Origin of the sequence: Cryobacterium sp. TMT2-10, assembly GCF_004403075.1 — a bacterium.
GTDB classification, from domain to species: Bacteria; Actinomycetota; Actinomycetes; order Actinomycetales; family Microbacteriaceae; genus Cryobacterium; species Cryobacterium shii.
In genome coordinates, this window is the sequence record NZ_SOGW01000126.1 from 23509 (window position 1) to 36646 (window position 13138).

Annotated in this window: 6 protein-coding genes; all 6 read left to right on the top strand. The window is 70.6% G+C overall.

What is annotated here, in order from left to right; all coding sequences use genetic code 11:
• The first annotated feature begins 7 nt into the window (after window positions 1–7).
• The 6 genes from E3T37_RS16960 to E3T37_RS15740 all read left to right on the top strand — a co-directional run bounded on the left by E3T37_RS16960 (window position 8) and on the right by E3T37_RS15740 (window position 13106).
• Window positions 8–1291, top strand: coding sequence for an FHA domain-containing protein (locus tag E3T37_RS16960; RefSeq protein ID WP_166787158.1), 1284 nt, complete (start codon window positions 8–10; stop codon window positions 1289–1291).
• Entirely contained in the window at window positions 1291–3012 is a 1722-nt protein-coding gene (locus E3T37_RS15720; RefSeq protein WP_134368214.1) for a serine/threonine-protein kinase, read from the top strand. The genes E3T37_RS16960 and E3T37_RS15720 overlap by 1 nt, the downstream gene beginning before the upstream one ends.
• A 105-nt stretch (window positions 3013–3117) precedes the next feature.
• Window positions 3118–8445: an Ig-like domain-containing protein gene (locus E3T37_RS15725; RefSeq protein ID WP_134368215.1), complete on the top strand. Its 5328-nt coding sequence runs from the start codon at window positions 3118–3120 to the stop codon at window positions 8443–8445.
• Between the two features lie 46 nt (window positions 8446–8491).
• Window positions 8492–9460 carry a MoxR family ATPase gene (locus E3T37_RS15730; RefSeq protein ID WP_134368216.1) on the top strand — a complete coding sequence of 323 codons (969 nt, stop codon included), beginning with the start codon at window positions 8492–8494 and terminating at the stop codon, window positions 9458–9460.
• Window positions 9457–10758 (top strand): DUF58 domain-containing protein, encoded by a 1302-nt coding sequence (locus E3T37_RS15735; protein WP_134368217.1) that lies wholly within the window; start codon window positions 9457–9459, stop codon window positions 10756–10758. The genes E3T37_RS15730 and E3T37_RS15735 overlap by 4 nt, the downstream gene beginning before the upstream one ends.
• Window positions 10755–13106 (top strand): transglutaminase domain-containing protein, encoded by a 2352-nt coding sequence (locus E3T37_RS15740; RefSeq protein WP_134368218.1) that lies wholly within the window; start codon window positions 10755–10757, stop codon window positions 13104–13106. The genes E3T37_RS15735 and E3T37_RS15740 overlap by 4 nt, the downstream gene beginning before the upstream one ends.
• Window positions 13107–13138 lie beyond the last annotated feature (32 nt).

The following is a 13138-nucleotide window of genomic DNA, read 5'->3' on the forward strand; positions in this document are numbered from 1 at the left end:
ATGACACATGCTCTCGTATCAACACGATGAGTCGGGGGACTGGCTGGCGGCGACGCAGGCCGGGCGGCTGGTTGTGGTGCGCACGGAGGATTCCGAGCGGACGGTGGACCGGCTGTGGTCCGGCCTCGACGGCGGCGTGCAGGGCGTTCTCGATGCCCTGACGTCCGAAGGGGTGTTCACGGCGCCTCCGTTCGTGCTGCTGACGTGGGAGGGTGACCTCGGCGACGGGGCGACCGTGCACGCCATCGTGCGCGGCGACGTGGCACTGCGGCTGTCGACCGGTGCCGGCGAGGTGCTGCTGTCGGGCGCCGGCGTGGCCACCTGGCGGGAACAGTCCGTCGCCTCGGTGACGGCCTTCCTGCTCGAGTGCGGACCCGCCACAGACGAGTTCAACGGGCGTCTCGAGCGCGCCGCGCTTCCCCTTTCCTGCGGGATGGTGAGGTCCCGCTGGATCGTCCTGAACCCGCGCGGAGCCGCATCGCGGCCCGGCGCACCGGTCGTGGCGGTTGTCCCGGTTGCGCCGGTAGCGCCCATCGCGCCCACCGCTCCGGTCGTCCCGGTCGCACCGGTCGCACCGGTCGTGCCGGTCGCACCGGTCGTGCCGGTCGTGCCCGTGGCGGCAACGGTCGCGGCCCCGCCGGTCAGCGTTCCGCAGGTCAGCGTTCCGCAGATCAGCGATCCGCAGATCATCGTCCCGCCGGTCAGTGCTCCGGTGATCCCCGTCCCGGACGAGGCCATCAGCGATGAGACGGTCGTGAATCTCCGTCGATCCGTGGGTCGGCCGCCGGGCGGGGCGCCCGAATCCTCCGTGGACACCGACCACCATGACGGGCTGACGGTGATGAGCGGCGACCTCCACAAGCTGAGGAGCGCCTCGGGCGTGGCCCGGCCCGAGCCGGGGCCGCCCGCGCCGGTCCTGTCAGCGCCGGTCGTGCCCGCGCCGGCCCTTCCCGCACTGTTCCTGCTTCTGCCCGGCGGAGGCCGCGAACCGCTCGGACCGCAGCCGGTCCTGATCGGACGCGCCCCCAGCGTGAGCCAGGTGCCCGGCGGCCGGCTGCCGCGCCTGGTCAGCCTCGGCGGACGCGACCAGGACATCTCCCGCAACCACGTGCGGGTCACGGTGGAGGGTGACACCGTCGTCGTCACCGACCTCCAGTCCCGCAACGGCACCGTGATCGTGCTTCCCGGCCGGCCGCCGCAGAAACTGCGCAGGGGCGAATCGGCGTCGGTCCTGGTGGGGACCGTCATCGATCTGGGCAGTGGCCTGACCCTCACCGTGAGCGAGGAATGATGGGCCGCGCCGTATCCCTCCCACCCGAACTGCCCGGCTACGACTACGTGCAGACCCTGGGCTCCGGCGGCTTCTCTGACGTCTTCCTCTACGACCAGCAGCTGCCGCGCCGCCGCGTGGCCGTCAAGGTGCTGCTGACCGAGCAGTTGAACGAGTCCACCCGGGCCCGGTTCGTCGACGAGGCGAACCTGATGGCCCGGCTGTCCACGCATCCGTCGATCGTCACGATCTACCACGCCGGCGTCGCGGGGGACGGGCGCCCCTACTTCGTGATGGAGTACTGCTCGGGCCCGAGCCTGTCGGAGCGGTACAAGCGCGACCCGTTCACGGTCGAGGACTCCCTGCACATCGGAGTGCGCCTGGCCGGCGCGGTCGCCACGGCACACGCCGCCGGCATCCTGCACCGCGACATCAAACCGGGCAACGTCCTGACGAACGACTTCGGCGGGCCCGCGCTGACCGACTTCGGCATCTCCTCCACGCTCGAGAGCGACCTCCCCGTGCAGGCGCAGGCCGGCGGCCCGGCAGCCGTGCTCGCTGCCGGCGCCGCCGCCGAAACCCAGTCGGTGGGGATGAGCGTGCCGTGGTCGCCGCCCGAGATGTTCGAAGACGACCCGGTGCCGGATGTCCGCAGCGACGTGTTCTCACTGGCCGCCACCATCCACACGCTTCTCGCCGGCCGCACGCCCTTCGAAATCCGCGGCCGGTCCAACGGCACGCTCGACCTGATCGGCCGGATCGAACGCGGCGCGATCACGCCGATCGGGCGGGGGGACGTGCCCCGGTCGCTGGAAGCCGTGCTGGCGAAGGGGATGGCGCAGAACCCGGCGGCCCGCTACGCGAGCGCCGTGGACTTCGCCAGGGCCCTGCAGCGAATCGAGCTCGAGCTGGGCTACTCGGCGACCGCGATCGAGGTCCCGCGCCTGGCCCCGTCCGGGACGGACCCCTCCGGCCGTCCGGCGCGCGCGTCGGCGGATTCACCGGCCGGTGCCGATGAGACCCGGGCGCGCTCCGTCGTCAGCATCGCCGCCCAGCCGGCCGGCGTAGCACCCGTCCCCTCTGCTCCCTCCCCGGACGGCGGGGAAACGCGGGTCAGGGGGGCCGTCGTCATCCGCCCCCAGTCCCCGCGCAACCCGGCAACGCCCGAGTCCGGCGACGCCACCGTGATGCGCGGGCGGGCGTCCGACACCGTCCTGCGGCCGCGGAAACCGGTCGTGCCGACGGGGGAGAGCCTGCCGCACCAGACGGACCCGCTGAACGCGGACGCGTCGAACGCGGACCCGGCCGAGCCCGCCGCTCGCTGCCGGCGCGGCCTGGTCCTGCTGATTTCGGCAGCAGCCGGCGTGGCACTGATCGGCGCTGTCGTTGCCGCGGTCGTCGTCACGGGAAGCCAGACCACCCCCGGAGTGGCCCCGGTCAAGACGCCGTCCAGCGACAGCGGAGACGCCGCGATGGAGTCGGGCGTGCCCGTTCTCACGCTCACCGGCACGGCCACCTCCGTCGACGGCACCGTCGTGACGTTCACCGTGGCCAGCCCCGACCCCGAGGAAGGCGACGTGTACCGGTGGGCGCGAGCAGAAACGCCGAACCAGCCGAAACTGAGCTCCACCGCGGACATCGCCGTCGACGAGGTGACCCCGGGCGAACGGGTGTGCGTCGACCTGTATCTGCAACGCGGCGACGGCAAACTTTCCGAGGCCAACCGGGTCTGCAACCGCTGACCCGTGTGGGGTGAGAATGCGCCTCCGGCGTGTTAGCGTATTCCCCGGGGAGAGGTCCGTCGAGGACTTCTGCGAGGCGAAACGAACTGGGCGAGGGGCAACAGGGTGGGGTCCTTCAGCCGGTGGCTTCGTGCCCGCAAGGCCGCGGCATCCGTCGTCGCCATCGCCGTCATGGCGGGCATCCCGCTGACGTTCGCGGTGCTGCACCAGGGTTTCCCGGTCACCGACGTCGACCTCACCGCCCGGGACGTCTGGGTGACCAACGGCAAACAGCTGCTCGCGGGTCGGCTCAACCGGCAGATCGAAGAGCTGAACGGCTCCGTGAACGCGGCATCCAACGCCTTCACCGTGCTGCAGGACGGCGACGACGTCTTCCTCTACGACGAGAGCGTGGGTTCCCTCGAGCGGGTGGACCCCTCCTTCACCACCCTCGGCCAGCGCGTCGACGTGCCGGTCGGCTCGGAGATCGCCTACGGCGGCGACACGATCGCGGTCCTGGCGCCCGGGACCGGCCAGGTCTGGGTGATCAACGCAGCGCAGGAACTGAGCTTCGACCCCAAGAAAACCGATCCGGTTCTCAAACTCGGCAAGGGCGCTCACATCGCCGTCTCCCGGGCGGGCGCCGTGTTCGGCACCTCGCCGGCGAAGAAGAAGCTGGTCACCATCGCCGAGCCCGGCAGTGAGCCACAGCGCAGCGACCTGCCCCGCCTCGGCGCGCACCAACTGGCCGCGGTGGGGGAGACGCCGGTCGTGCTCGACACCGAGAAGGACCGGCTGATCGTCGACGGCGGAGCCCCGATCGACCTCCCGGGGCAGGCGCTGAAGCTGCAGCAGAGCGGAGCCGAGAACGCCTTCGCCGTGGTCGCAACCGGCGATTCCCTGCTCGAGGTCCCCCTCGGCGGCGGTGACATCACCACGGTGCCGGCCGGGATCAAGACCCCCCTGACCGACCCGAAGGACGTGTCGACACCGGTCTGGCTGAACGGATGCGCGCACGGCGCCTGGGCCGGAGCCCAGCAGTACCTGGCCGCCTGCACCGACAAGAAACCGAATCGGCAGACCATCGCCCAGGCGACGCAGGGCTCGACGCTGGAATTCCGGGTGAACCGGAACGTCATCGCACTCAACAACCTGTCCAACGGGAACGTGTGGCTCGTCGACGCCAACATGCGACTGGTGGAGAACTGGGATGAGGTGACACCGCCCCAGGAGGAGGACTCGGAGGAGGGCGACGAGAAGGCGTCCCAGCAGTCCTTCGAAGACACCCTGGCCGAGCGCACCCCGCAGAACCGGGCCCCGCTCGCCCACGACGACAACTACGGGATCCGACCCGGCAAGACCACCGTGCTGCCCGTGCTCGAGAACGACACCGACCCCGACGGCGACGTGCTCACCGTGGTCAACACGAACGGGTTCAACGAGGCGCAGGGGCGGCTCGACTACATCGACGGTGGCCGGGCGCTGCAGTTCTCCCCGGCCGCCGACCTGGCCGGAACCGTCAGCTTCCGCTACACGGTCGCCGACGGCCGCGGGGCCGTCGCCGAGGCGAGCGTGAACCTGACCGTGCGCCCGTTCGAACTCAACGAGGCCCCGGTGTCGAACCGGGCCGGCGCGATCTCCGTCGAGCAGGGGCAGATCGTCAGCTACAACGTGCTCAGCGACTGGATCGACCCCGACGGCGACGACATCTACCTCGTATCCGCCTCGCCGACCACCGGAGACGGGGTGCGGTTCGGACCGGAGGGCTTCATCACCTTCGAGAGCAAGACCTCAGAGCTGGGGGTCAAGGAGGTGCAGTTCGTCGTGTCGGACGGCACGCTCACCTCGACCGGCGTGCTCACCGTCGAGGTCAAGGCCCCCGGCAGCCTGAACCCGGTCGGCACCCCCGACTTCGCCACCACCTTCGTGGGCGAGACCGTGCTGGTCGAACCGCTCGCCAACGACGTGTCCCCGTCCGGCGAGCCCCTGGCCCTGATCGGGGTCAACGATGTGCCCGAAAACGTGACCGCCGTGCCGAACCTGGACCGCGGCACCGTCGCCGTCTCCGCTCCCGAGGCGGGCAGCTACGTCTTCACCTACAGCCTCGGCGCCGGGGCCGCGTCGAGCGTCGGCCTGATCCGGGTGGACGTGACCGAGAATCCAACCGAGGTGTTACCGCCGATCGCGGTCAAGGACACCGCCTACCTGCGCGCCGGCGAACCGCTCACGGTGCCGGTGCTGGGCAACGACGTGTCCCCGAGCGGCCGGGTGCTGGCGGTGCAATCCGTGGACACCTCGGGCGCCCAGGACCTGGTCTCGGTCGAAATCCTCACCAACACCGTGCTCCGGGTGACCGCCTCGGCGGCGCTGACCCAGCAGGTGCAGTTCACCTACACGATCAGCGACGGACAGGGCACCTCGACGGCCGGCATCACCATCGTCCCGGTGCCGCCGCTTGTGAAGCACCAGCCCCCGGTGGCCGTCGACGACTCGGTCAGCGTGCGCGCGGGCGACATCGTGAGCGTGCCCGTGCTGGACAACGACTACCACCCGGACTCGGGAACGATGACGCTCTCGCCCGACCTCGTGGACACCGCCAACGCCGGGGGGCTCGCGTTCGTCACCGGTAAGCAGGTGCGCTACCAGGCCCCGAAGGAACCCGGCGCGTACAGCATCGCCTACGCCATCACCGACCCGTACCTGGAGACCGCGACCGCGGTCGTGCGCTTCACCGTGATCGGGCCGGACAAGGCGAATAACCGGGCGCCGACGCCGCTGCCGCTGACCATGCGCACGTTCGCAGACTCGATCATCAAGGTGCAGGTGCCCCTGGACGGCATCGACCCCGACGGCGACTCCGTCTACCTGACCGACGTGACGACGCCGCCGGCCCTCGGGCGCATCACCAAGCGGGGCAGTGATTTCTTCGTCTACGAGGCCTACCCCGGCACGGCCGGCACCGACTCCTTCACCTACGAGGTGGCGGACACCTACGGCGCCACGGCGACCGGGACCGTTCGGATCGGCGTGATCCCCCGGCCGGTGGCCCTCCTCCCGCCTAACGCCGTCGACGACGCGATCGAGATCAAACCGGGCCGCGCGGGATCGATCCCGGTCGTGCTCAACGACTCCGACCCGAACGGGTACAAGCTGACCCTCTCGAAGAAGCTGCCGGAGGTCCAGGAGGGCATCACTGCGAAGGTGAACGGCAGCCGGATCATCATCGATGCCCCCGCGGTCGAGGGCAGCTACACCCTGCGCTACGAGATCACCAATGGCCACGGCGGCGCGGCGACCGCGTTCGTGCAGGTCAAGGTGACCGCCGACGCCAAGGCCCAGTACCCGAGCGCCATCGACCACGTCATCGAGCCCAAGGACGTGCTCACCGAGAAGAGCGTCGACGTCAAGGTGCTCGACAAGGCCGAGAACCCCAGCGGCCTGATCGAAGACCTCGTGATCAGCCTCGAGGGCCCGAACGCGGCATCCGGCACGATCCTGCCCAATGGCACCGTCACCGTCACCCCGAAGAACGTGCGGCAGGCCATCGCCTACCGCCTCACCAACGACGTCGACAAGCTCAGCGCCACGGCCTTCATCATCGTTCCCGCCAAACCGGATCCGGACGAGAAAGAGAAGCCGGCCGCCGAGCAGGCCTTCCCGCCGCCCTTCCTGAAGGCGCTGCCGGAGCAGCTCGTGCGGATGAACGGTTCGAAGACCTGGAACCTGGCCGACATCGTGGAGGTCCCCTCCGGGCGGCCCGCCCTGATCCTCTCCGCGACGGCGACCAACGCGTCCGGGTCCTCGCCCCTGGTCGACCCGAGCACCCTGACCTTCGCCGCGGCTCAGGACTACCGCGGACCGGCCTCCGTCACCTTCGTGGTGACCGACGGCACCTCCGCCGGCGACCCGAAGGGAAACCAGGCGACCCTGACCATCCCGGTCACCGTGGGCGACCCGAACTCCGAAGATGTGCCGCCCACCTTCACACCCCCGAACGTGACGATCCAGGCCGGGGAGCCGGCGCTCGTCGTCAACCTGCGCACCTCCAGCGGGCACCCCAACCCCCAGATCGTGCAGCAGCTCAGCTACGGTCCGCCCGGGGGCACCTCGGCGGATGTCGCGGCGACCCTGAGCGGCGCCGACCTCTCGATCTCGGCGCCGCTCGGCGTGCAGCCGGGCAAGAAGGTCACCCTCTCGTTCACGGTCACCTACAAGGAGTTCACGATTCCGGGGTCGGTGAACGTGACGGTCGTGTCCTCCACGCGGGCCAAGCCGCAGGCCGTCGACGATTCCGGGCCGAACGGCACCGGCATCGAGACCCGGCCGAGCCAGTCCGTCGCCATCCCCGTGCTGGACAACGACTACAACCCCTACGCGCAGGACGGGAAGCCCCTCACGGTGATCTCGGCCGCCATCGAGCAGCAGGTCGGCACTGCGACGGTCAGCCACACCGCCTCCGGGGTCACGGTGAAGACCGGCTCGGGCGCCACCGGAACCCTGACCGTGGTCTACCGGATCCAGGACGCCACGCGGGACCCGGGCCGCGAAACGCAGGGACGCGTCACGCTCGTCATCCGTAACGTTCCGGATGCCCCCAACACCCCGACCGCGGTCGAGGGCGACGGCAGCGCCACCGTGAAGTTCGCCGCTCCGCCGTCGAACAACTCGCCGATCACCAGGTACACCATCAGCTGGACCGCCGGCGGCGGCGGGAGCCTCGACGTGATGTCGGCAGGCACCCATGCCATCGGCGGCCTCCGGAACGGGACGAACTACTTATTCACCGTCTCCGCCTGGAACGCGATCGGCCAGGGCAGCGCCTCAGGGGCGAGCAACACGGTCACGCCCTTCGGGGTGCCGGGCGCACCGGCGAGCGCGAACCTGGACGCGCCGGGACAGGGCACCGGGGCCCTGAGCCTGGCCTGGTCCGCCCCGTCCAGCGATGGCGGCCGCGGTGTCACGAGCTACAACTACCAGTGGATCCAGGGCAGCAACGGCACCGGGTCCACCGGCGGGGCTCGCACGGCCTCGGCCACCGGCACGGTGAACACCCCCTACCAGTACCAGGTGCAGGCCTGCAACGCGCGCGGGTGCAGCGGGTGGACCCAGTCGAACGTGGCCACGCCCCAGCCCGCGCCGCCGCCCCCGCCGCCGGCGCCGCCGACGCTCGCCATTCGTGACGGCGGCGGCGGAGCGCCGGTCGGGAACTGGATCGCGTTCGACTACGCCCGGATTCCGAACGGCACGTACACGGTGCAGATCGTCACGGGAAGCGGTTACCGCTTCACGGCCCAGAATTTCACCCTCTCCGGAGCGGGCACCCAACGCACCGGCAGCTACATGGACCGGTCGACGGCCGTCGCCGGACAGTACGGCAACCAGGACGTCCGAGTCGAGATATCCGGTCCGATCAGTCTGAACAGCCCCTGGCAACGGTGGGCCACGGCTCCCTAGGCGCCTCGCCGACACGAGCTCATCACGTACGCACTTAGGAGACACAATGGCAGTAACACAGGAGCAGGCCGACTGGTTCGCCGAGGCCTTCGGACGCCTCGTCGGCAACGTCAACGAGGCGATCCTCGGCAAGGACCAGGTGGTGCGCCTCGTCGTGGCGGCGATGCTCACCAGCGGGCACGTGCTGCTGGAGGACTTCCCCGGAACCGGCAAGACCGTGCTGGCCAAGGCCCTGGCCAAGACGCTGGACGGCACCAACTCGCGCATCCAGTTCACGCCGGACCTGCTGCCCTCCGACGTGACCGGAGTGACCATCTACGACCAGGGCAAGGGACTCTTCGAGTTCCACAAGGGCCCGATCTTCGCATCGATCGTGCTGGCGGACGAGATCAACCGGGCCAGCCCGAAGACCCAGTCCGCCCTGCTCGAGGTGATGGAGGAGGGACGAGTCACGGTCGACGGCGTGAGCCACGAGGTCGGCAGCCCCTTCATGGTCATCGCCACCCAGAACCCGGTCGAACAGGCCGGCACCTACACGCTGCCGGAAGCCCAGCTCGACCGGTTCCTGATCAAGACCTCGCTCGGCTATCCCGACCACGACACGGCCGTCGCCCTGCTCCTCGACTCGTCCAACCGGGCCAGGGACTCGAAGATCTCGGCCATCATCGCCTCCAGCTCGGTGAACTCGATGGTGCAGCTGGCCTCGGAGGTCTTCGTCGACGAATCGGTGCTCGGATACCTGAACGAGATCGTCACGGCCACCCGCACCGATCCGTCCTCGACGCTCGGGGTCAGCATGCGCGGCGCGCTCTCGCTGGCCCGCGCCGCGAAGACGTGGGCGCTGTCCCAGGCCCGCACCTACGTCACCCCCGACGACATCCGCGACCTGGCCGTGCCCGTGCTCGCGCACCGCATCATGGTCGACCCGGAGGCCGACTTCGCCGGCGTCACCGCGGAGGACATCGTCAGCCGGATCCTGGTCGAGGTCGCACCACCCGCCTACCGCGCCGCATGACCCGCGTCGCCGAGAAGGTTCCCCGCCCCGTGTCCCCGGCGGAACACGCCGTGGTGTCGCTCCGGCGAGCCCTCGGCGACTCCCGGCGCACGGTCTTCCGGCTGCTCGGCCAGCTGGCCCGGCGCGCCTGGCAGGCCGCGAAACCGGTCACGGATCTCGTCGGCCCGGTCGGCTGGCTGACGCTCGCCGCATCCGTGGCCGCCTTCCTGATCAGCGGCCTGTCCGGGTGGGCCGAGTTCACCTACCTCGCCACCACCCTGCTGGCGGCCCTCCTGGTCGCGGTCGTCTTCATCTTCGGACGCGCGACCTACGCCGTCGACGTGGCGCTGAACCCGCACCGGGTCGTCGCGGGGGAGCGTGCCCTCGGCCAGATGACCGTGGCCAACTCGGGGGAGAAGAGTCTGCTCCCGGTGCGGATGGAGCTGTCGGTCGGCACCGGGGTCGCCGAATTCGTGATCCCCGGGCTGGCACCCGCGGTCCGGCACGAGGAACTGTTCGCCGTGCCGACCCACCATCGCGCCGTCATCGTGGCCGGCCCCGCCGTGTCGGTACGCGGCGACCAGCTGGGGCTGCTGCGCCGCACGGTGCGGTGGACCGACCCGGTGGAACTGTTCGTGCACCCGGTCACCACCCGGCTGCAGTCCTCCGCGGCGGGCCTGGTGCGCGACCTTGAGGGGGAGATCACCCGCAAGATCACCAACAACGACATCTCCTTCCACGCGCTGCGCGCCTACGTGCCCGGCGACGCGCTCCGGAACGTGCACTGGCGCACCTCGGCGCGCACCGGCCAGCTGATGGTGCGGCAGTTCGAGGAGACCCGCCGGTCCCAGCTGACCATCGTGCACACCTCAGAAACCGCCCACTACGCCTCGGACGAGGAATTCGAGCTCGGTGTGTCGGCGACGGCCTCGCTGGCGCTGCAGGTGATCCGTGACGGCACCCGGGTCAGCGTGGTGACCGAGGACCGGCTGCTCACCACCAAGACCGCGGTGGCCCTCCTCGACGATTCCTGCCGGATCGCCCCGGTGACGGACCTGTACCCGACGCTGCGCGACTTCGCCCGCGACGCCACCCGCCGGCTGCCGGCCCCCAGCGTCGTGATGATCGTGGCCGGGTCGCTGCTCGAACTGCGCGAGTTCCGCGCGGTGCAGACGCTCTTCGGGCCCGAAACCAAGACGCTCGCCTTCCGGATGGAACTCGGCTCGACCCCCCGGCTCACCAGCGTGTCCGGGCTCACCGTGATCACCCTCGGCCAGCTCACCGACCTGCCCGCACTGCTCCGGCGGGTGAACGGATGAGCCGCCTCCGCTCGGTGCCCGCCCAGAGACTGCCCGCCCGCGCCTGGTCCGACATCGCTGTGCTCAGCGCCCTGTCCCTGCTCGGTGTGCTCGGCTTCGAAACCTCGTTCGGGGACTACAACTTCCTCCTCGCCGGCCTGGGCGGACTCCTCGTCGGAACCGGGATCGCTGTCCTGGCCTACCTGCTCCGCCTCGGCACCCTGGTCAGCGTCCTCGCCGCGGTCCTCGCCTACTTCCTGCTCGGCACGCCCTTCACCATGCCGCAGCAGGGGCTGCTCCTCCTGTTCCCGAGCCTGGCCTCCTCGGCCGGCCTCGCCCTCGGCGCGGTGTTCGGCTGGGCCGACATCGTCACCCTCGGCACCCCGGTCGAAGCGCCGTACTACATGCCGGTGCTGCCCTATTTCGCGGCCTGGCTGATCGCCCTCGTCGGCACAATGCTCGCCTCCCGCTGGCTGCCGCTGCGCCCCCGCACGGTCTGGCGCTCGAGCGCGCTCCTGGCCGGGCCGGTGCTCCTCTACCTGGCCGGCATCCTGATGGGAACGGATGAGGCCTACTACGCCGGCATCCGGGGGGTCGCCTTCGCCGTGATCGCCCTGATCTGGCTCGGCTGGCGTCGGTCGCAGCTGGCGACCGCCGACCGGGTGGGCTCCTCCCGGCTGCTCCGGCGCAAGCTGGTCGGCACCGGCACGCTCATCCTCGGCACCGTGCTGATCGGCGCCCTCGCCGGCGCTGCGCTCGCCCCCGTGCAGGCGCAGCGCTTCGTGCTGCGCGAGGAGATCCAGCCCCCGTTCGACCCGCTGCAGTTCCCGAGCCCGCTGGCCGGGTTCCGCCAGTACACGAAGACCCTCGCCGACACCCCGCTGTTCACGGTCGAGGGCCTGCAGACCGGGCAGCTCCTGCGCCTGGCCAGCATGGACTCCTACGACGGCAAACTGTGGAACGTGGCCGGCGTCGCCGGCGTCGCCGGCTCCGAGGGCGGGCAGGCCGGCTTCCGCCTGGTCGGCCGCACCATCCCCGACCCGCCGCTGGTCACCAGCGTCGCGTTCAGCACGGTCACCGTCACCGGTTCCGGCTACGCGGATGTCTGGCTCCCCGGCGTCGGCTATCCCACCACGGTCGACTTCGACGACTCGAAGAGCAGCGCAGAGGCCGAGAACCTGCGCTACAACGCGGGAACCGGCACCGCCGTGCTCACCAGCGGCGTGAAGAACGGCTACACGTACACCACCCGCGCCGCCGTGCAGCAGTCCTACAAGGACGAAGACCTGGAGAAGGTCCCGGTCGCCACCGTGTCCCTGCCGGCGGCGGAGAACATCCCGGACGTCGTGGTGGCCAAGGCCACCGAGTACACCGGCGGTGCCGACACCCCGATCGACAAGCTGCGCGCCATCCAGAAGGCCCTGAAAACGCAGGGATTCCTCAGCCACGGCCTCGCCTCCGACGGCATCCCGTCCCGGGCCGGGCACGGCGCGGACCGCATCGACGAGCTGTTCACCCGCAGCCAGATGGTCGGCGACCAGGAGCAGTACGCCGCCGCCATGGCGCTGATGGCCCGCAGCCTGAACTACCCGGCGCGCGTGGTGATGGGGTTCGCCCCGGCCGTGCCCGACGGGGCCACGAGCGTCGAGGTGACCGGTTCCGACGTCACGGCCTGGGTGGAGGTCGCGTTCGAGGGCGTGGGCTGGGTCCCGTTCTTCCCGACCCCCGACCAGACGGATGTGCCGCAGGACCAGACTCCGAAACCGAAGTCCGTGCCGCAGCCCCAGGTGCGCCAGCCCCCGCGGTCCGACAACCAGTCGGACGACCTGCTGACCGCCGTCGAGATCGACGACACGAAGAAGGACGACAAGGACAAGGCCTTCACCCTGCCCGGCTGGGCCTGGGCGCTCGGCGGGATCGTCGGGATCCCGATGCTGCTGATCCTGGGTCCGGTGCTCGTCATCGGCGCACTCAAGGGCCGTCGGCGTCGCCGGCGCCGCACCCGCGGCAGCGGGGACACCCGGGTCGCCGGGGCCTGGGACGAGGTCACCGACGGCTACGCCGAACTGGGCTTCCAAGTGCCGCGGGGCACCACCCGGCGGCTGATCGCCACCGAGGTCGAGTCCCAGCTGGTCGGCCAGGCCGGACCGGCCACGGGGGACATCCGTCTGATGCCGCTCGCTGAGCTCTGCGACCACGCCGTCTTCAACGGGGAGCAGATCGACGACGAGCTGGTGGAGCGCAGCTGGAACGAGGCGCTGGACTCGCTGCACCGCGCGGAAACGTCCGTCGGCCGGCTGCGCCGCCTGTTCAGCCGGTTCCGGATCCGCTCCCGACGGGACTGGAGCCGGGTCGACCTGTCGAAGTAGCCCACCGCAGGAAGCAGCGCACCGCAGATAGA

What these genes read in the sequence shown, in the direction of transcription:
- E3T37_RS16960 (WP_166787158.1), top strand. Translation starts at nt 8, where the DNA reads ATGCTCTCGTATCAACACGATGAGTCGGGGGACTGGCTGGCGGCGACG.
- E3T37_RS15720 (WP_134368214.1), top strand. Translation starts at nt 1,291, where the DNA reads ATGGGCCGCGCCGTATCCCTCCCACCCGAACTGCCCGGCTACGACTAC.
- E3T37_RS15730 (WP_134368216.1), top strand. Translation starts at nt 8,492, where the DNA reads ATGGCAGTAACACAGGAGCAGGCCGACTGGTTCGCCGAGGCCTTCGGA.
- E3T37_RS15735 (WP_134368217.1), top strand. Translation starts at nt 9,457, where the DNA reads ATGACCCGCGTCGCCGAGAAGGTTCCCCGCCCCGTGTCCCCGGCGGAA.
- E3T37_RS15740 (WP_134368218.1), top strand. Translation starts at nt 10,755, where the DNA reads ATGAGCCGCCTCCGCTCGGTGCCCGCCCAGAGACTGCCCGCCCGCGCC.